General features: G+C 33.5%; 19 protein-coding genes. 10 read left to right on the top strand and 9 right to left on the bottom strand.

The genetic code is table 11. The annotated features are described in order from the left end of the window. The first annotated feature begins 127 nt into the window (after positions 1 to 127). A complete protein-coding gene (locus KHA90_RS14540; RefSeq protein WP_213301630.1) occupies positions 128 to 3,550 on the top strand; it encodes a T9SS-dependent choice-of-anchor J family protein in 3,423 nt (1,140 codons plus the stop codon). A 59-nt stretch (positions 3,551 to 3,609) separates the two neighbouring features. On the opposite strand, the gene KHA90_RS14535 is transcribed toward KHA90_RS14540, so the two are convergent. Genes KHA90_RS14535 through KHA90_RS14515 form a run of 5 tightly spaced genes read right to left on the bottom strand, consistent with a single transcriptional unit; the run spans position 3,610 to position 8,051 of the window. After that, on the bottom strand, positions 3,610 to 4,131 hold the full coding sequence (locus KHA90_RS14535; RefSeq protein ID WP_213301628.1) for a MepB family protein: 522 nt from the start codon (positions 4,129 to 4,131) through the stop codon (positions 3,610 to 3,612). A 52-nt stretch (positions 4,132 to 4,183) separates the two neighbouring features. Continuing rightward, entirely contained in the window at positions 4,184 to 6,166 is a 1,983-nt protein-coding gene (locus KHA90_RS14530; protein ID WP_213301626.1) for a hypothetical protein, read from the bottom strand. Further along, positions 6,163 to 6,714 carry an RNA polymerase sigma factor gene (locus KHA90_RS14525; protein WP_213301624.1) on the bottom strand — a complete coding sequence of 184 codons (552 nt, stop codon included), beginning with the start codon at positions 6,712 to 6,714 and terminating at the stop codon, positions 6,163 to 6,165. Before KHA90_RS14525 ends, KHA90_RS14530 begins: the two co-directional genes overlap by 4 nt. A 51-nt stretch (positions 6,715 to 6,765) precedes the next feature. Beyond that, entirely contained in the window at positions 6,766 to 7,167 is a 402-nt protein-coding gene (locus KHA90_RS14520; RefSeq protein ID WP_213301622.1) for a hypothetical protein, read from the bottom strand. 8 nt (positions 7,168 to 7,175) lie between these two features. Further along, entirely contained in the window at positions 7,176 to 8,051 is an 876-nt protein-coding gene (locus KHA90_RS14515) for a protease complex subunit PrcB family protein (RefSeq protein ID WP_213301620.1), read from the bottom strand. A gap of 210 nt (positions 8,052 to 8,261) precedes the next feature. Here KHA90_RS14515 and rmuC point away from each other — a divergent pair, with 210 nt between their 5' ends. From rmuC to KHA90_RS14490, 5 genes are all read left to right on the top strand, one after another. After that, positions 8,262 to 9,635, top strand: a complete 1,374-nt coding sequence (gene rmuC / locus KHA90_RS14510; protein ID WP_213301611.1) for a DNA recombination protein RmuC — start codon at positions 8,262 to 8,264, stop codon at positions 9,633 to 9,635. Positions 9,636 to 9,640: 5 nt separating this feature from the next. After that, entirely contained in the window at positions 9,641 to 10,006 is a 366-nt protein-coding gene (locus KHA90_RS14505) for a 6-phosphogluconate dehydrogenase (RefSeq protein WP_213301608.1), read from the top strand. Between the two features lie 3 nt (positions 10,007 to 10,009). Beyond that, the gene (locus KHA90_RS14500) at positions 10,010 to 10,558 is read left to right on the top strand and encodes an acyl-CoA thioesterase (RefSeq protein ID WP_213301605.1); all 549 of its coding nucleotides are present in this window, start codon (positions 10,010 to 10,012) and stop codon (positions 10,556 to 10,558) included. Between the two features lie 28 nt (positions 10,559 to 10,586). Continuing rightward, a complete protein-coding gene (locus KHA90_RS14495) occupies positions 10,587 to 10,982 on the top strand; it encodes a VOC family protein (RefSeq protein ID WP_213301602.1) in 396 nt (131 codons plus the stop codon). 502 nt (positions 10,983 to 11,484) lie between these two features. Continuing rightward, positions 11,485 to 12,051: a YceI family protein gene (locus KHA90_RS14490; RefSeq protein ID WP_213301599.1), complete on the top strand. Its 567-nt coding sequence runs from the start codon at positions 11,485 to 11,487 to the stop codon at positions 12,049 to 12,051. 2 nt (positions 12,052 to 12,053) lie between these two features. Here KHA90_RS14490 and KHA90_RS14485 read toward each other — a convergent pair whose 3' ends face one another. Further along, positions 12,054 to 12,965, bottom strand: a complete 912-nt coding sequence (locus KHA90_RS14485; RefSeq protein ID WP_213301596.1) for a TIGR01777 family oxidoreductase — start codon at positions 12,963 to 12,965, stop codon at positions 12,054 to 12,056. 98 nt (positions 12,966 to 13,063) lie between these two features. On the opposite strand from KHA90_RS14485, the gene KHA90_RS14480 reads away from it, so the two are divergent. The 4 genes from KHA90_RS14480 (at position 13,064) to KHA90_RS14465 (ending at position 17,377) form a co-directional block, all read left to right on the top strand. Continuing rightward, complete coding sequence (locus tag KHA90_RS14480; protein WP_213301593.1) at positions 13,064 to 13,726, top strand: TetR family transcriptional regulator C-terminal domain-containing protein; 663 nt, start codon at positions 13,064 to 13,066, stop codon at positions 13,724 to 13,726. Continuing rightward, the gene (locus tag KHA90_RS14475) at positions 13,723 to 15,027 is read left to right on the top strand and encodes an ABC1 kinase family protein (RefSeq protein WP_213301590.1); all 1,305 of its coding nucleotides are present in this window, start codon (positions 13,723 to 13,725) and stop codon (positions 15,025 to 15,027) included. Before KHA90_RS14480 ends, KHA90_RS14475 begins: the two co-directional genes overlap by 4 nt. Before the next feature lie 242 nt (positions 15,028 to 15,269). Beyond that, positions 15,270 to 15,953, top strand: a complete 684-nt coding sequence (locus tag KHA90_RS14470; protein ID WP_213301587.1) for an SDR family NAD(P)-dependent oxidoreductase — start codon at positions 15,270 to 15,272, stop codon at positions 15,951 to 15,953. A gap of 5 nt (positions 15,954 to 15,958) precedes the next feature. Then, positions 15,959 to 17,377 (top strand): SDR family oxidoreductase, encoded by a 1,419-nt coding sequence (locus KHA90_RS14465; protein WP_213301584.1) that lies wholly within the window; start codon positions 15,959 to 15,961, stop codon positions 17,375 to 17,377. A 476-nt stretch (positions 17,378 to 17,853) separates the two neighbouring features. On the opposite strand, the gene KHA90_RS14460 is transcribed toward KHA90_RS14465, so the two are convergent. The 3 genes from KHA90_RS14460 to KHA90_RS14450 all read right to left on the bottom strand — a co-directional run bounded on the left by KHA90_RS14460 (position 17,854) and on the right by KHA90_RS14450 (position 20,392). Then, entirely contained in the window at positions 17,854 to 19,149 is a 1,296-nt protein-coding gene (locus KHA90_RS14460; protein ID WP_213301581.1) for a cryptochrome/photolyase family protein, read from the bottom strand. 192 nt (positions 19,150 to 19,341) lie between these two features. Further along, a complete protein-coding gene (locus tag KHA90_RS14455; RefSeq protein WP_213301578.1) occupies positions 19,342 to 19,803 on the bottom strand; it encodes an SRPBCC family protein in 462 nt (153 codons plus the stop codon). A 148-nt stretch (positions 19,804 to 19,951) separates the two neighbouring features. Beyond that, a complete protein-coding gene (locus KHA90_RS14450) occupies positions 19,952 to 20,392 on the bottom strand; it encodes a sterol desaturase family protein (protein ID WP_213301576.1) in 441 nt (146 codons plus the stop codon). Positions 20,393 to 20,494 lie beyond the last annotated feature (102 nt).

Genomic DNA, 20,494 nt, shown 5'->3' with positions numbered 1-20,494 from the left:
CATGAATAAAATGAATCTTGTTATAGTATGTTTATAAAATGAGAAACAATAAGTTTATAGTTTCACAATATTGGCTTAACTTTAGAGTATATAAATTTGACCTCTAAAAACTCTATTTTTTAATCGTATGAAAAACAATTACTCTGTACGCCATTTCATGGCTTTTTTAAGTTTTTTTTGTTGCTTGTCGGGTAATCTTTTTGCTCAGACAATGCCAACGGCGCAAGTATTACCATATACACAAAATTTTAATGTGCTAGCTGCTACATCCACAACTTATCCTTCAGGTTTTCAAGGATGGACAGCGGGAACATCTCCAGGGGCGACTTTTTTAACCGGAGCAACTTTGACTGCTGACAGGGCTTTATTTGCCAGCAGTACAGCGGTTACCAACAGTGGTAATTTTCACAATTATGATGGTAAAATTGGATTTTTAAATACGGGTTCACTTGATTTGGCTATTGGTTTTGCGTTTAATGCGACAGGACAAACTGCCATACAGGTTAAATTTGATGCAATGACAATTCGTAATCCTTATGATGTACCGCCAGCTACCGCTAATACTCGTATTAATGAAATGGTTTTGCAATATAGAGTAGGAACGACTTCTAATTTTATTACATTATTGCCAACTGCTTATTCCAATAATGATGTAAAACAAATCACGGCTGTTACAACTCCGCAGAATGTAAAAACAATAAAAGTAACTTTACCGGCAGATTGTGATAATCAGCCTGTAGTACAAATAAGATGGATTTCAAGACAAGTTTCCGGAGGTGGTTCCCGTCCTTCTTTTGCTATTGACAATATCGATATCAGAAGTGATAAAACGGCACCAATAACTGAAGTTGGTTATCCAATAGCAGAAAATATTTTATCCGGAAGTTTTGATTTTTCTAATAAATTAGATGAACCAGGGGAGACCTATTATGTTTTATTACCCTCTGGAAGTGCAACGCCAACACTTGCTCAAATTAAAGCAGGGAATGGTGCAGACGATCTTGCTGCTTTACAATCAGGATTTTTAAATATTGCTGATCAATCTCAGGTGTATTCTAAAACTTTTTCGGGTTTAGCACTTAATACAACTTATTCTGTTTTCTCTGTTTCCGAAGATCTTTTTGGAAATATTCAAACAGTTTCCAATAAATTAGATGTTACAACATCAAGTGTTGTGATTCCGTCTTTAGCAACAACAATTACTGCGCTTGATTTAGGATTTTCAGAAGCTAATTATGATTCAAATATAGCAAGTTACCAAATTCAGGCAAGCAATATTGCTACAGATGTAACAGTAACTGCAACAGGAAATTTTACAATTTCAAGTGATGGTATTACTTTTGGAACTTCGTTGACATTTGCAGCTTCGACTTTTGATTTAAATGCAACGCCAACAGTTTATGTTAAGTTTACTCCAAATGCAATTGGCGGATTTTCAGGACAAATATCGCATGAAACAACAGGTGCAACTACAAAATTAGTAGCACTTACAGGGACAGGAATTAATCCTTACGTACAAGGTTTTAATGATCCAAATGTTTTAACAAATAGTGGCTGGACACAATATAATGTTGCCGGTCCTTTAAATAAATGGATACCAACAACTGTAGCAAGAAATATAAATTCAGGTCTTGGCGCAGTAATTATGAATGGCTATTCTGATACCGGAGCAAGTAAAGACTGGTTGATTTCACCAAAATTACGTTTAGATAATTTTAGCCAATTTCCGTTATTATCTTTCTTCTCACGTAAATTTTATGCAGGAACTGATTTAAAATTAATGGTTTCTACAGATTATGATGGTACAAGTAATCCTGAAACTGCTACCTGGACAGAATTGCCTGGCAACTTTGCAACTACAACCGGAACTTACGCACAATCACAATTCATAAATTTAGGAAATTATAAAACCAATCATACTTATCTGGCTTGGGTTTATCAAACTACGGCTGGTGGAACAAATTTTGCCGCAGAATGGTCATTAGACGACGTAGCGATTACAAACGAAATAGGTTATGTAGCGGCAAATCCTATTTTAGATTTTGGAGACGTATTACCAAATACAATTTCTGCAAGTCAGTCTTTTATTTTTAAAGCAAACGGTTACAACGATATTACAATTGCAGCTCCTGCAGATTATCAAATATCTTTAGATAATAGTACATTTCAATCTACTGTTGTTGTTACTGAAGCCGATGCAACAGCAGGAAAAACTGTTTATGTGAGATTTACGCCTTCAGTAAAAGCATTAACGATTTCGGGAGTATTTACAGTAACAGGAACTTCTTTAAACAAAACAATTGGTTCTGTAACAGGTTCTGCTATTCCAAAAGCAGATACTTTTGATATTGTAAGTTACAATTTAGAGTTTTTTGGTACAGCTGTTAAAGGTACGGACGGAATAGAATTTGGTCCAACGGATAATGCTTTACAAATCGAAAATGTTGCTAAAGTAATGAACAAGCTTAACGCAGATGTTTATGTCGTTCAGGAAGTATCTGATGAACCTGCTTTAGATGCTTTGATTCAAAAAATAAGTATCAACGGAAAAACATTTGACAAAACGATTTCTACATCTTGGTCGTATTCTTTTAATCCGGCAGACCCTAATTTCCCTCCTCAAAAATTAGTCGTAATCTATAATACGCAAACAGCAACAGTAACAGATACACGCGTAATGTTTAAGGATTTATATGATGAAGTTCGTGCAGGAACTACAACTTTACCAAGTTATCCGGGCGGTAACGGCGCAAGCTTTTTCTCCTCAGGACGTTTGCCTTATATGGTACAAATAGAAACAAACATTGGCGGAGTAAAAAAACTGCTTAATTTAGTCGATCTTCACGCACGTGCAAACAGCGGAGCAGATATTGCAAGATACAACATGCGTAAATACGATGCTCAGGTATTAAAAGACAGTTTAGATCTGTATTATGCAAATTCTAATTTAATTATTTTAGGAGATTATAATGATGACGTAAAAGCATCAGTAATTACGCCAAATCCTTCGTCTTACAAGATGTTTGTAGATGATACTGTAAATTATAATGCGCTTACTTTAGGCATTAGTCAGGCTGGAGCTTTTAGTTATTTAAGTTCAAGCGGATTTCTGGATCACATTATGATTTCTAATGAATTAAACGATCAATACATTCAAAATTCCATCGCCGTTTATGATCCACGTAATGATATTTCAAATTACACTAACACAACTTCTGACCACGGACCGGTAATTGCACGTTTTGAATTAAAGTCGTCAAACTTGTCTACAATTGATTATGAAATCAAGAACGGATATTTTGTACAAGCATTCCCTAACCCAACAACAGATGTTTTAAATGTGGTTGTAAAAGCGAATAATGATAAAAATCTGAAATTGAAAATTTATGATATTTCAGGTCATTTAGTTTCGAATCCTATCGAAATAAATGCAAATCAGGATGTAAGTACAACAGCGGTTTCGGTAAGTCATTTACAATCCGGAATCTATATTTATACTTTGACAGAAAACAATAAAATTGTTTTTAAAAGTAAGATTATAAAAAAATAAGTCATGCTTTAAAATGTAAAAGAGGCATTCGCTACGGTGAATGCCTCTTTTTTTATGTTTTAAAATAAAGCTTTGAATCTTTCTAAATCAAGGTGAGGATTTATACTGTAAAAATAATTCAATTGCCATTGCTGGGTTTTTTGGGCTTGTTTACTTGTCGTTTCATCCCAGGGCGGATAAATTCTTGTGGCTCGTTTTCCGTCTCTAAATTCCGTAGAAAAAATTCCTTTTTCAAGTAAAATATTTTTCGGAAAAATAAATTGTCCAAGGAAATCATTCTTCCTAACGCTTACAATTACAAAATCAATTGTGTCTAAAAAATCAAAAGGTTCAATTATTCCTGCTGTATTACGTTTCCATAAAGTTACAAATTGACCTGTTTTAGTTGGAGTTATTTTTGCTGTTCTGTAACAAATGTTCTTTCCGTTAATTTGAAAATGGTACGCATCATAATCAGCACTTTCAGCTTCCGGTTGAGGTTGCGTAACATCAAAATTGCAACAATCATAAACCAATTCTTTAACAATAATAAGCTCTTTAGGCAATGATTCGAGATCATTCCAATTGTTTTTGATTGTCATTTTACGGAGATTCTTTTGAAGTTATTTTGGTAAAATTACCAAAAAAAGAACTTTAAAAAGAAACATTCAAACCAAAATTTAATCCCCATTGAAACTGATTAAAAGATTGATTGTTTAATGGATTGATGTAATAATTCATCGCAGGTTCAACAAAAACATTCGTCTTTTTATAAACGCGATATTGCAAAGTACTGCTCAATGTAGAACCATAAACATAATCATTCGCATTTACATTCTGACCAATTGAATTACCATCTAAAGCCACATTATTCGAAATCAGTTTCCCCACAAAGCCTCCCGTATTTAAATTAATACTTGCTTTGTTTTTGCTAAAAATAGAATACGAAACCTCTAAAGGCATTTCGATATATCGTAAGTTTTGATCTAAATTTCCACTTTGAATATTATTGCTTTCAATATTATTTTGTTTCAGAGCATTTGCAGTAGCTGTAGGCACAAATACAACATCAGAACTTGCTGCAATTCTTGGCGCCGCAGCCGTAGTATTCATATTAAAATAATCATTAGAACTAAAAAAAGCATTGTTTTTTGCACTCAAATACGAAACATTTGCAACACTTTGACCTAATTCATTTATTTTAAAACCAGAAGCGACAGCCCACTTTTTGTTGATTTTATACTTGGTTTTTACACCGTAAGAATTACTTTGTTTCGAATCATTTGCGTTGCCTAAAGTTTTATCATTTTTATAATTTTCAGAATTTGCAACTCCTGCAAAAACTTCAACAGCCCATTTTTCAGCATTAGAAACAGGATTTTTTTCCTTTTCTATTTTCTCTTCAGGAGTTTGTGGAGTGATAATTCCTTTTTCTAAGTTTTGAAGTTCTGCTAATTGAACAGAATCTTGCTGGCTTAAAACATCATTAAATTTTGAATTGCTTTTTTGGTTGCTGGCAATTTGTTGCTCAGATATTAAACTTCCGTTATTTTGTTTTGTATTGCTTTCGTTTATCGTTTTTTGATTTCCTTCCACATTTGATTTTGAAGCATTAGAGGCAATATTGTAACTGTTTTTTGAAGCTGTTTGATCTTCAAAAAATGATTTAGACAATTGATTTTTTGCAGTTGGATTAAATGGATTTGTTTTGCCAAAAGTTTTTTCAGCTAAAATTTTATCCGAAGCTTTTTTGTCAGCACTTGCAATCTGATTTTTTGAATTAGAATTGAAACCATTTTTCTGATTTGAAACCGAAGCTTTTTTAGTCAAAGTTGCATTAGAAACTTTTTCATCCACATTTGCAATCTGATTTTTTGAACCAGAATTGAATCCGTTTTTCTGATTTGAAACCGAAGCTTTTTTAGTCAAAGTTACATCAGAAACTTTTTCATCCACATTTGCAATCTGATTTTTTGAACCAGAATTGAAACCGTTTTTTTGATTTGATGAAGAAGCTTTTTTAGCTAAAGTTGCATTAGAAACTTTTTCATCAACATTAACAAGCTGATTTTGTGAATCAGAATTAAATCCGTTTTTCTGATTTGAAACAGAAGCTTTTTCGGCTACAGCCTGATTATTATTAACTATTCCATTATTTAATGTTGGATTTAAAACATCAGAATTATTTTTGTTTTTGGTATCAGAATGAGCAACTGCCGTTTTTTGATTTTGATTTTTTTCAGAATTTGCAATTGGATTAACCTTGTTTTCTACAGATGAAACTGATTCTGAATCATTTGATTTTTTTTCAGAAGTTGTAGTTGCTGCAGTATTACTTTCGGGAGCAGAAAGTGTTTTGTTTCTATTTGAATTGTTTTTTTGATCATCAAGAACAACGCTATTATCAGGAGCATCATTTTTTATAGTTTTGATTCCTGAAGCAGAATTAAAATGTAAAACAGAAGGAAGCATTAATCCTAATAATAAGCATGCCGCAGCCGACCACCAAAGAATAGCTCTTTTCTTCTTTTTAGGTTTGTCTAGTTTTTCCTCAATTTGCCCCCATAATTCCGGCGGCGGAACACTTGAAAAGTCTTCCATTGATGAAAAAATATCTTCTATATTTTGCTTTTTCATGCTATTTTAAAATTTTTTATGCTCAGTATTCTTTTTTGCAATATTTGCTTGGCGCGGTTTAAATTTGATTTTGATGTTCCTTCGGAGATTTTTAATAATTCGCCAATTTCTTTGTGTTTCATTTTTTCAAAAACATACAAGTTAAAAACCGTTCGATATTGATCAGGCAAATCCCGGATATATTCTAACAATTTTTCTTGTTCTATTGGTATCGGATCTAATTCTTCCTCCTCAACAAAATCCGTATCAGGATCAAAAACATCTAAAAAAAAGCTTTCTTTCTTTTTCTTATTTAAAGTTTCAATCAGTTTATTAATGAAAATACGTTTTAGCCAGCCTTCAAAACTTCCCTCAAATTTATACTGACCTATTTTTTGAAAAACAATGACAAATGCTTCCTGAAAAACATCCTTAGCATCATCTTCGTTTTTCATATACTTTAGGCAAATACCATATAAAACAGGAGAGAACAACTGATATATTTTCAGTTGTCCCTCTCTGTCATTTTTTATGCACAGCTTGATGTATTTTTCTAAATCGTCTTTCAAAAATGTGGTATTGTTTGGTTTTGCAAAAATAGTCCTTATAAGCTTATAAAACTATCTTTTAAAAATAGTACGAGCTGCGTCTTCGTTATTGCTAACAATTGTTAGGTTTTGATTGTCAAGGTTTTCGATAACATAAGTCTTCCCTTCAAAGGTAATTAAGTCATGTTGTGACTTGTCAAAAAAGCTAATGCCTTTTTCTACCTGATACGTACTATTTCTAATTTCAACATCATTTTTGTAAGTGATCACACGACCGTTTGGTGTAAATACCACCTTTTTAGTAAATCCAATAGTTTTAGGAGTTGCAGTATAAGGATTGCTTGTACCGCCCATTGATTTTTCCCAGATCCATGTGTTTACAATCGATCCTGAACCGGTGCTTGTTGATTCCAGGGAATAAGCCGAAGAAAAAAGGCAAGACAAAACAATAAATAAGAAGAATTTTTTTTTCATAATTTAGATTATTTTAAAGCTGTAATTTTATCCTGAATCGCTTTTTTGAAAACTTTTACTTCAGCACTTTGATCCGAAGTATCAGTATTGTCAATAAAAACTTTAGTTGTTACTGCGCCTTGACGAAGTTCAAAATAAACACCACCATGATCAGCCGCATCCGGAGTGCCGTAAGTTTTAGTTTGACCTTTTAAGTTTAAAATTTCCGTAGGCACATTTTTAAGGAAAAGCGTATAATCACCTTTTTTAGTTGTTGAAGTATATCTGTATGGGCTAAAATCATAACCACCGGCAACAACATTTAAGAATTTTAAAATGCTAAAATCATTGATCTGATAAAATTTTTGACAATCAGCACCCGTACATTGTTTGCTAAAAGTTCCCACTACAATATTGTCAGTAGTTTCGGTAGTTTTATTAAAAAGAATTTGTTTTCCGGTTCTTGGAATTAAAATAAAATCAGACGGATAGCTAGGTCCTTGCGTAAGAGTTTCACCAGCCTGAGGCGCTTTTTCGTAATAATTAATCAAGATTTCGCACTTGTTTTCTACTATACTTGTTATTTTAATCGAATAGCCGTTTGTTGGTTTTAAACCTGCAAAAAGTCCAACTAAAATTTCTTTAGTAAAATCGATAGGAGTATCAGTACTATTAGGGCAGCTATTTTCATTTTTTGTGAATAAAGCTTTCATTGTTTCATCAGACCCAACTAAAACAGGCGTTGGATTATTAGGCAACGTTTTGACACTATATGAACATAAAAGTGGAAATCCTGTAAAAACTTTGTCTTCGCTGGCTCCGCAATCCACATTTAAGTCATCATTATTAAGAGAACAGGCACTGAATCCAAAAGCTATAAACAAGCTTAACATTAATTTTTTCATGGTAAAATTTTAATAGGTTATATATGGTAGATGTGCATTATTTGAAATGGTTGCGTGAAAAAAAATAATTTTTCTGTTTAATTCTAAAATGAGCAGCCAGCATTTAAATGTTTATTAAATTTAGAATAGTTACTAATTAGTGAAATTTCAATTTTAAAATTATGCACTACGTATTATTCCTTACTTTTACTTTAAAAAATAAAGTTAGATATGTTTGATTTTTTGCCTTATTTACTGGCTTTTATTGTGGCATTATTCATAGGTGTTTACTTAGGAAAGGTGCTGTTTTCGGCTCGATCTCAATCAGAAAAAATAAGTTTAGAAGAACGGTTGAATGCTCACATCAATCAGTTGCAAATGCAGAAAGAGCAATTTGAAAGAGAAAGAATTAGTTATGAAAAACAGCTTGACTTATCTGCTTCGGAAAAAGAAAACATCAGAACCGAAAAAGACAGTCTTGCAATTCAGCTTTCTAAAAAAGAAGTAGATTTTGAAAATTTATGGGAACGCCATAAAGAACAAAAAAGTGAGATAACAGAGCTACAGGAAAAATTCACCAAAGAATTTGAAAACTTAGCCAATAAAATTCTCGAAGAAAAATCAGCAAAATTTACCGAACAAAATAGTGTAAACATGAAAAGTATCTTGCTTCCGTTGCAGGATAAAATTCAGTTTTTTGAGCAAAAAGTAGAACAAACCCATAAAGAAAGTATTGATTATCACGCAGCATTACGTCAGCAAATTATTGGCTTAAGCGAAATGAATGCGCAAATGAGCAAAGAAACCCTAAACCTGACAAAAGCTTTAAAAGGCGATAATAAAATGCAGGGAAATTGGGGCGAACTTGTTCTGGAACGTGTTTTAGAAAAATCAGGTCTCGAAAAAGGTCGTGAATACGAAGTGCAGCAAAGTTTTTTAAATAACGAAGGAAACAGAGTTTTTCCGGATGTTGTCATCAATTTGCCCGATGGTAAAAAAATGATTGTCGATTCTAAAGTTTCCTTAGTTGCCTATGAAAAATGGATCAACGAAGAATCGGAAATTCTTAAAACAGATTATTTAAAAGAACACGTAAACTCCATTAAAAGGCACGTTGAGCAACTGGGTAATAAAAATTATCATGATTTATACCAGATAGAAAGCCCGGATTTTGTTTTGCTGTTTATTCCAATAGAACCCGCTTTTGCGATTGCCTTAAACGAAGATTCCGGTTTATACAACAAAGCATTTGACCGCAATATTGTAATTGTTACGCCAACCACTTTATTAGCAACCTTAAGAACTATTGACAGCATGTGGGCAAATCAAAAACAACAGGAAAATGCTTTTGAAATTGCCAGACAAGCTGGAGCATTATATGATAAATTTGAAGGTTTTGTAGCCGATTTAGTCAGAATTGGAAACAAAATTAAAGATACTAAAACCGAATACGAAAATGCAATGAGCAAACTTGTTGACGGCAGAGGAAACTTAATTTCAAGTGTCGAAAAATTAAAGAAAATGGGAGCAAAGGCTAAAAAGTCACTTCCGGAAAATATTATTGCAAGAGCTTCAACTGAAGATGAAAATCAATTATTAAATTAAAATCTATGAAACGAATTTTATTAATTATCGCGGCAATGTGTGTGTTAGGTTTTGCAGCTTATTTTGCTTTTATCTACTATGTTTCATACAGTGAAGGATATCGCTCCGGCGAATTAATCAGGATGAGCCACAAAGGTGTCATGATGAAAACCTGGGAAGGAGAATTAAGTCAGGGCGTTTCAGGATCGCAAATTTTTAGGTTTTCGGTTTTAGACAGTGATAAAAAAGTAATAGAACAATTGAACGAATTACAAGGTCAATATGTAAAAATGACGTATGTTGAAAGATACAGAACTTTTAGCTGGTGGGGAGATTCCCATTTTTTCATCACCGCTGTTCAAAAAGAAACTTCCCCATTTAAATACAAATAAAATATGACTACAGACTTTAAACCGGTATCATCGTCAAAAATCAGTATTTCAGAACTGATGCTGCCGTCGCATACTAACTTTAGCGGAAAAATTCACGGAGGATATATCCTGCAATTACTCGATCAGATTGCGTTTGCTTGTGCATCAAAATTCAGCGGCAATTATTGCGTAACAGCTTCTGTTGATACAGTGAATTTTTTAAAACCTATAGAAGTTGGAGAATTAGTAACCATGAAAGCCTCTGTAAATTATGTAGGCAGAAGTTCCATGATTGTAGGTATTCGCGTTGAAGCCGAAAATATTCAGACAGGAGCAATAAAACATTGTAATTCATCATATTTTACAATGGTTGCTAAAGATAAAGAAGGCAAAAGCGTACAGGTTCCCGGATTAATTTTATCAAATTTAGATGAAGTTCGTCGTTTTAGAAAATGCATCAAACAAATTGAAGCTAAAAAAGAAGTCGAAGAACATGCTAAAATCACCAATGTAAACTCGATTGAAGATTTAGCAACTTTAGACAAGTATAATGTATTGATAGAAATAAGTTAGAATATACAATCAAATTAAAATTTAGAATATGGTAAAGTTTGGATATACAATTTTATATGTAGAAGACGTAGAAAAGTCAGTTGCATTTTATGAAAGTACATTTGGGTTTTCAAGAAAATTTGTAACGCCCGAAAATGATTACGGAGAATTAATTACCGGCGAAACAGCGATTTCATTTGCCTCAAAAAAATTAGCCGCTCAAAATTTAAGTGAAGGTTTTATCGAAAGCAGTTTAGAAGATAAACCTTTTGCCATTGAGATAGGATTTATTACTGATAACGTGGCAGAATTGGTTCAAAAAGCAACATCTTTTGGAGCAATATTAGTAAAAGAACCAACCGAAAAACCTTGGGGACAAATTGTGGCGTATGTGAGAGATTTAGACGGTTTTTTAATTGAGATTTGTACAGAAGTACAAGGATAAAAAAGCATTTTTTTTTAAAGATATAAAGAATTTGTGTAGTCCCTAAGGGAGAATAATGCCGATTGTTAATTTTTTCTACCAATATTTAATTCCTAACGGAATATTTCTGGTGAAGATTAATTATCGGTATTTTTTTATGATTACAATAGAAGAAGTATTGATGATTTCAAATCAATATTTGGCAGCAAAAAAATATCTCGTAGAGATTAAATGTTGGTTGAAAAAATAATGCGACACGACAATTTTGTCCCGTAGGGACTATCCATTATAAGTTGCAAAAAACATTTCACCAATCCCATTTCAAATTTTACATTTTCCACCAAAAACATTTCACAAATATTTAGCACATAAACGACATCTAACAGCCGGAAATTTTCGTAACTTTAAGTACAATCATTTGATTACTATACTTTTCACGGAATACTGCCATTCTATTTTTTAAATTTAATTTGAGTTCACTTTAAAAAATCCGAATGACATAATTGTTTAATTGCTGACGATTATGAAAAAAATTACTGTATTATTACTTTTTACCGCGTTCTCAATACTTGCTCAGGATAAATTTAAAACCACTACAGCAATTGTAAATTTTGAAGCTTCAATTCCTCTTTTTGAAGAAGTAACGGCGGTAAATAAGCTTGGAACAATAGTTCTGGAACCAGAAAGCAGCACATTAATTTGTAGTGTTGCTGTAAAAGATTTTCTTTTCAAAATGGATTTAATGCAAACTCATTTCAATCAAAATTACCTGGAAAGCAATCGGTATCCGAAAGCTGTTTTTAAAGGTAAAATTGAAAAATTTGATCTAAAAAACGTCGACGGAAGTGAAAAAGAATATGACGTAAAAGGAAAACTTTATCTCCATGGAAAATGGAAAATAATTGACATGAAAGCGTTGATAAAACGAGTTCCTGAAGGCATACAGATTTCTTGTAATTATCCCATTTCAATCTCAGATTTTAATGTCGCAATACCAAGTGTTGTTGCTGGCAAAATTTCAAAAACCGCCAATACCAAATTAAGCGGAGTTGTGAGAAGTGATGAAATAAGGTATCTCACATTGAAATAAACTTAATTCAGACAACTTGCGAGGGCACTTTCTAAATCAGTAAATTCAAATTTAAAACCCATTTTTTCCAGTTTTTCAGATGAAACCCTTTGACCTTCTAAAACAGCCAGGCTCATTTCGCCCAAAACAATTTTCAGGACAAACTTAGGCGCTTTGGGTAACCAGATTTTATAACCTAATAAGTTTGCCAAAGTTCGAGATAAACTTTCATTTGTAGTATCGTCTGTAACGCAGGAATTATACGCGCCGCTCATTTGATCGTCCTGAATTGCTTTTAAATAAATCTGACATAAATCATCAATATGAATCCAGGGAACATACTGTTTTCCTGTGCCTAAAATAGCACCAAAACCTAATTTAAAACTGGGCATAATTTTTTTAAGAAAGCCTTCGTCTTTTCCCAAAACAATTCCGGTTCTCACTTTTACGGTTCTAATCCCTAGTGAATTTATTTTATCGACCGCTTTTTCCCATTCCTGACAAGTTATACCTAAAAAGTCATTTGCTGGCGCATCATTTTCGGTACAAATGGTATCATTGGTAATTGCGCCATAAATTCCAACTGCTGATGCCGAAACAAAAGCATCCAGCGTTTTATTGTGTTTTTCTAAAATAGAAAATATTAAATCAACAGGTTTTGTTCTGCTTTCAAGAATGTCTTTTTTGCGTTTTTCTGTCCATCGTTTTTCAACAATACCTTCTCCGGCAAGATGAATAATATAATCAGCATTTAAAATCGCTTCTTCATCAATGTAATCTCGTGTCAAATCCCATTTGTAATATGTAACTGCGGCAGAATTTTTTCTGTCAGATCGGCTCAAAATAGAAACTGAAAAACCATTTTCTATAAGTAAATCAGTCAAATTTTTTCCTATGAATCCAGTTCCTCCGGTTAGTAAAATATTTTTAGCCATAATAGTTTATAATATATTTAACAACATATTTTGTTTAACGATAAGTAAAGATACTTAAACATTGCGTACCTTTAAAACAAAATTTAAATTTTAATAAGATGGAAGCTAAAAATAAGATAATCAGTAAGGAAGACATCGTTTCACTATATATGGATGAGGTTTTAGAAAAGGGACAAAAACCAAAATCAGTTTATCTTTTTGCAAAAGAGAACGATTTTACAGAAGCTGAATTTTATCCTTTTTTTGGAACTTTAGAAGCTTTGGAAAAAGAGATCTTCAGAATGTTTTTTGAAAACTCAGTTAATTTATTGCACCAGCATCCGGACTATTCAGGTTATGATATGAAAAACAAAATGTTGAGTTTTTATTTCACCTTTTTCGAAATCCTGACTGCCAACAGAAGTTATGTTTTACAATCATTAAAATTCGACAGAAATCCGCTAAGAAATTTAGTCCAGCTTTCAACTCTTCGAGACAGTTTTAAAGAATATGTTTCTGAAATTCTAACCGATGATTTTAGATTAGAGTATGAAAAACTGCAAAAATTTCAGGAAAAAGGAATTCAGGAATCAGCTTGGTTACAATTAATGCTAACGATAAAATTCTGGGTTGACGATGAATCTCCTTCTTTTGAAAAGACAGATATTTTTATCGAAAAATCAGTTAACGCTTCATTCCAACTAATGAATATCGCGCCACTAAATCACTTAATAGATCTTGGAAAATTTCTATTTAAAGAAAAAATATACAGCAAATCATGAAAACAATCGATTATATACCAACGTCAAAAATAGAAAGAGCCAGTAAATTGGTACAAACCGGTGCAAAAGTAGGCGTAAACTACATAAAACATTACGCCGAAAAAATGGTAAACTCTGATTTGACGCGCGATAAATTAAACGAAAATAACGCCGAAGACATTTACGACGGATTAAAAAGACTGAAAGGAAGCGCGCTTAAAGTAGCTCAAATGTTGAGCATGGACAAGAACTTTTTGCCTCAGGCATATGTTGAGAAATTTTCATTGTCTCAATTTTCAGTTCCGCCACTTTCTGCTCCGTTGGTTTTAAAAACTTTCAAAACAAATTTCGGAAAAACGCCTTATGAAATTTTTGATGAATTCAATGCAAATTCAGTAAATGCAGCGAGTATTGGTCAGGTACATTTGGCTGTAAAAAATGGCAAAAAGTTAGCCGTTAAAATTCAATACCCGGGAGTTGCCAACAGCATTTCGTCAGATTTGGCTTTGGTAAAACCTATCGCTGTCAGAATGTTTAATCTGCAAGGAAAAGATTCTGATAAATATTTTAAAGAAGTTGAAGATAAACTGATCGAAGAAACCAATTATTTATTGGAATTAAAACAAAGTCAGGAAGTAGTTGAAGCGTGCAGTAAAATCGAAAATTTACTTTTCCCGAGGTATTATCCTGAATTTTCATCAGAGAAAATCATCACAATGGATTGGATGACCGGAATTCATCTTTCAGAATTTACGGCAATAAATAAAAATAAAGAAGTTGGCGACAAAATTGGTCAGGCACTTTGGGATTTCTATATGTACCAAATTCACGTGTTGAGAAAAGTTCACGCAGATCCGCATCCCGGAAATTTTTTAGTAGACGATCAAAACCATTTGATAGCCCTGGATTTTGGATGTATGAAAAAAATTCCGGATGATTTTTATGTACCATATTTCGAATTAATCAATAAAAATGTAATTACTGATAAGACACTTTTCAATCAGAAATTATTTGAACTTGAAATTCTTCGTCCGGACGATACTCCAGCCGAAATTGAATATTTTACCGAGATGTTTAATGATTTATTATCACTTTTCACGAAACCTTTCCAAAACGAAACCTTCGATTTTGCCGATGAAACTTTCTTTGAAAGCATTGCGAAATTAGGCGAACGTTTTTCAAACGATACCAATCTTAAAAAAATGAACGGAAATCGTGGTTCTAAGCATTTCATTTATATGAACAGGACTTTCTTTGGCTTATATAACTTGATGTTTGATTTAAAAGCGAAGATTGTAGTAAATAATTATGTGAAGTATTAGGAGCTATTTCCTGCTATCCGCTATATCTTTTGTGGCGAACCCCGCCACAAAAGGATATCGCTTCTATCAGGGCTAGGGATTTAGGTTCATAAGAGCTTTGTTTGCGCGCGACTGTCAAAGTTTTCATAAAGTAAATACAAAGTATGCTCTCCAAGGAACTAGGAATCTCCGTGACGACAGTTTTCTCAAAACAAAAATCTGCTCAATCTGCAAAATCTGCGAGAGTAAAAAAACAAATCCTAATGAAAAACATACTAATTATTGGAGGAAGCAAAGGAATCGGGAACGCGGTTTTACTGCAGCAACTTGAAACCAATAAAGTCTATAATATAAGTAGAACTGCACCTGAAATTAGACACAATAATCTAAATCATTTCAGTTTAGACGTACTGAATGACGAACTTCCGGATATTGAAAACATTGATGTTTTAATTTATTGTCCGGGATCAATTAATCTCAAACCTATTTCTGGTTTAAGCGTTGATGATTTCAGAAATGATTTCGAAATCAATGTTATTGGAGCAGTAAAAGCCATTCAGAAATATTTGCCCGTTTTAAAGCGAGGAAATAAACCATCCATTGTTTTATTTAGTACCGTTGCGGTAAAATTAGGAATGCCTTTTCACGCCAGTATTGCAACCGCAAAAGCTGGTGTCGAAGGATTGACAAAATCACTTGGAGCCGAATTAGCTCCAACAATTCGTGTCAATGCAATTGCGCCTACAATCACCGAAACATCGCTTTCGGCTTCGATTTTAAGAAACGATCGCATGAAAGAAAATATGGTCGAACGTCATCCCATGAAAAGTTATTTAAAGGCTGATGAAGTGGCTCATATGGTTGATTTTCTAATATCTGAAAAAGCAAATTCTATTTCAGGTCAAATTTTTGAAATGGATTACGGATTGGTGACTTTTAAAATGTAACGTTTATGAAAATTCTCTTAACAGGCGCAACAGGTTATATAGGCAAACGTTTGTTGCCCATTTTAGTGGCGCAGGGACACGATATAATTTGCTGTGTAAGAGATAAAAACAGATTCTACGTACCTGAAATTTTTGAGCAGAAAGTACAAGTTATAGAAGTCGATTTTTTAGATAAAAATACATTATCGTCAATTCCATTAGACATTGATGCAGCTTTTTACCTCATTCATTCCATGTCCGGTCCTGATACTAATTATGATGAATTAGAAAGTACCTCTGCAAGTAATTTTACCCAAAGAATAAATCAAACCCTAGCGCAGCAAATCCTCTATTTAAGCGGAATCGTAAATGATAAATCCCTTTCAAAACATTTAGCATCACGTAAAAATGTTGAAAATATTTTAGCCAAATCAACCGTGCCGCTTACAACCTTAAGAGCCGGAATTATAGTAGGATCGGGGAGTGCGTCTTTTGAAATCATTCGGGATTTGGTCAATAAAATTCCGGTAATGATTACGCCTAAATGGCTCAATACAAAATGCCAGCCTATTGCGATAAATGATGTTTTGGAATTTCTCTCAAAATCACTTTTAAATCCTGTGACTTACAACCAAAGTTTTGATATTGGCGGTCCGGATATTTTAACTTATAAAGAAATGTTACTGGCTTTCGCCGATGCACAAAAGCTAAAACGATACATTTTTACTATTCCGGTTATGACGCCAAAATTATCGTCGTATTGGTTGTATTTTGTTACTTCTACCTCATACAAACTGGCGACAGCTTTAGTAAGCAGTATGAAAGTTGAGGTAATTTGCAAAGATCATCGCATTAATGAACTTTTAAATGTAAAACCAATGACTTATAAGGAAGCACTTTCACGTGCTTTGCTTAAAGTGGGTGAGAATAATGTGGTTTCGAGCTGGAAAGATTCTCTTGTAAGCGGACGTTTTAGCACCAATATGTCCGAATATTTAAAGGTTCCTAAAAAAGGCTGCTATATCGATCGCAGAAAAAAAGAAATTGAAGACAGGGATTTTACCATCAATAAAATTTGGTCAATTGGCGGAGAAAGTGGCTGGTATTATGGAGATTGGCTTTGGAGTTTACGCGGTTTTATTGATAAATTATTTGGAGGTGTAGGTTCACGAAGAGGCAGAACCAATAGAAACGATATTCATTCCGGAGATGCTTTGGATTTTTGGCGTGTTTTATATGCCAACAAGCAAGAAGGAAAACTGATTTTATACGCCGAAATGAAATTACCCGGCGAAGCCTGGCTGGAATTCAAAATTATTCACAATACTTTATATCAGGCTGCAACGTTTAAACCCAAAGGTATTTTAGGTAAATTATATTGGTATTCTGTTTTGCCTTTTCACGGTTTTATTTTCAACGGAATGCTTAATAAACTCATTAAGTAGTTTTAGAAGCTGTTTCCTGCTATCCACTTGTATCTTTTGTTTTTTAAAGAAAAAAACAAAAGGATACCGCTTCTATCAGGGCTAGGGATTTAGTTTTTATTAGAAGTTTCATCGATTAATGTCATAACAGCGATCTTGTCTTTCCTGATTCTTCTTGAAATCTGATTTTCGTTATATCAAAAATCATCGTTGTAAGTCCCAGAGGGACGATATATTTATAGAAAATTATTTTTTTTTGAAGAGAACCCCAGCGGGGTGGTATATTTTATAATCTTAAGAGCAATTATATGTCGCTCCGCTGGAGCTTTAACATGATGATGTGTACTCTTTTCTATAAATATATCGTCCCTCGGGGACTTGAATTGTCTTTATATTCTGTTGGTCTAAATATCAGGCAATTTGTACTTGCGTACTCAAGTTTTAAAGCATCAGATGTTTGGAATTTGGTCCCGAAGCTTCGGGATAAAAAATTGAATTTATTTAACTATCCCCGCCTTATAAGTCGCAATTGCGCGATCTCTTGCAAAAGCGTGATCGATCATTGGTTCGTTATAACCCAAATCAAATTCAGGAATCCATTTACGAATGTAAATCCCTTTGTCATCGAATTTCTTTTGTTGGATTTCCGGATTAAAAACCCTGAAATAAGGTGCAGCATCACAACCAGTTCCTGCTGCCCATTGCCAGTTGCCTACGTTTGATGCTAGTTCAAAATCCAGTAATTTCTCGGCAAAATACGCTTCGCCCCATTGCCAGCTGATGAGCAAATGTTTGCATAGAAAGCTTGCTACAACCATGCGAACGCGATTGTGCATATAACCGGTTTCGTTCAGTTGACGCATTCCGGCATCAACCATTGGGTAACCTGTAGTTCCGGAACACCAGCGTTTAAAATCGTCTTCGTTATTACGCCATTGAATCCCATCATAAGCCGATTTGAAATTGTGATTGACGCAATTTGGGAAGTTAAACAGAATCTGGATAAAAAATTCTCTCCAGATTAGTTCGCTTAAAAAAGTTTGGTTTTTCTTGTTTGCCCAATTCACTAATTTCCGAATACTTACGGTTCCAAAACGTAAATGTGGCGAAAGATAAGAAGTGCCATCCACAGCTGGAAAATCCCGAATTTCTTTATAATCCCCAATTTGAGTTAAGTTATGCGGCACTACTTTTATAGCGCTTCTTTCAAAACCGATGTCTGATAATTCAGGAAATTTGAATTTGCTTTTGGCAAAATTGGGGAACAAAGGTTTTGTGTCATATTCCTGCGCTTGTCCGGTAAGATGGTATTTCTCCAGCCACTTATTTTTGTACGGCGTATAAATAGTGTACGGAAGTCCGTCGGCTTTTGTGATTTCTTTTTCTTCAAATATTACGTGATCTTTGAATGAAACGGCTTCAGCATTATTCTTTTTTAATAAATCAGCAATTATTATGTCGCGTTTTATTGCGTATGGTTCATAATCTTTGTTGAAGAAGATTTGCTGAATAGCATATTCCTGAACAAGTGATTTCCAAACATCTATTGTTTTTCCTTTTTTGATTAAAAGAGAAGATTCAATAGTATTTAATTCTGTATTTATATTTTGTAATGAATCATAAATAAAACTTACACGCGCATCATTTTCAGGTAAATTGTCCAGAATATCTTCATCAAAAATAAACAACGGAATTACAGGAAAATCAGATTGTAAAGCATTGAATAATCCTATGTTATCATCCAGACGTAAATCACGTCGAAACCAGAAAAAAGTAACTTTTTGTTTTGCCATTATATTGTATTCTGTTTTTTATGCACAGATTAAGGGAATACTAAAAGATTTTTTTCTCACGCAGATTGTGCAGATTTTGGAGATTTTATTTTTTATCGTAATTGAAATAAATCTGGAACTATCTGCCTAAATCTGCACAATCTGCGTGAAAGAATTAAAGAACTATATTTAGCGTTAATCTGTGGTAAACAATTATTTTAAATTGAATAATTCTTCAATTTTGTTGTGACGATATTCGAAAATTGATTTCAGTTTATTTCTGACCATTATTTTATTGGCGAGCTGTCCTAAAAAGCCAAACGGCAATGCATAATGCACAACATCGGTCATTTTTACGCCGCTTTCCGTGGGTTCAAAAAAGTGTTTGTGATGCCATAAAGCATATGGTCCAAAACGTTGTTCGTCGACAAAATATTTGTTTTCTTGGGAAACTGTAATGATTGTCATCCAATTGATTTTGATTCCCAAAAGTGGTTTTAATGTGTAGGTAATAACTTGTCCGGGATACATTTTTTTGCCATCGAAATCCTGAATTACAAAACTCATATCGTTAGGTGTTAGCGTTTCCAGGTTTTGCGGACTCGAAAAAAAGTCCCAACATTTTTCGATACTAACGTTTAAGTGTTGTACGGTTTCTAATTTATATACTTTCATAAATCGATTATTACGAATGGTTCTTGAGATACGTTTGCGTTAGGGGTTGTAGTGGAGCTCTTTTTGTGTCAGGCTTTTTCTGCCTGATACAAAAAAGCGGGAACGGAAGACCCGACCCGCTTTTTCTGCGGGTAACGCCCAAATTATGCTACATTTTATAATACTTGAAAGGAACGAATAGCATTCCGAAACATTCTCCGTGTTGTTTGCCGAGATGTTTGTGGTGAATTTTATGTGCTTTACGTAAACCAATCAGGTATTTATTTTTGGTATTTTTAAACCATTTAAAACGCTGATGAATTAAAACATCATGAATTAAAAAGTAACAAATTCCGTAAGACGTAATTCCGCAAGCAACGAAAAACAAATAATTGAAGCCGCCCTGAACGCCAAGATAAAAAAGTGTAATACTTGGAATTGCAAAAATGACAAAAAATATGTCGTTGCGCTCAAATGTATGTTCGTATTTTGGCTGATGATGATCTGCGTGAAAATACCACATTAATCCGTGCATGATGTATTTGTGTGTTAGCCATGTAACACATTCCATGAAGAGGAAAACGCCTAAAAAGATTAAAAAAGAAATCATTTTTTATGTTTTGAATTGTTTGAAAAGTAATTCTTGATTTTAATTGTGTGGTCATTTAAACAGATAGAGACATAGCTTTTGTTAGCTTTAAAAAGAGGCGTT

It is taken from the genome of Flavobacterium psychroterrae (assembly GCF_018380615.1).
In the GTDB taxonomy this organism is placed as follows: domain Bacteria; phylum Bacteroidota; class Bacteroidia; order Flavobacteriales; family Flavobacteriaceae; genus Flavobacterium; species Flavobacterium psychroterrae.
Note: the sequence above shows the minus strand (reverse complement) of the source record. Positions and strands in the feature narration are given on the sequence as shown.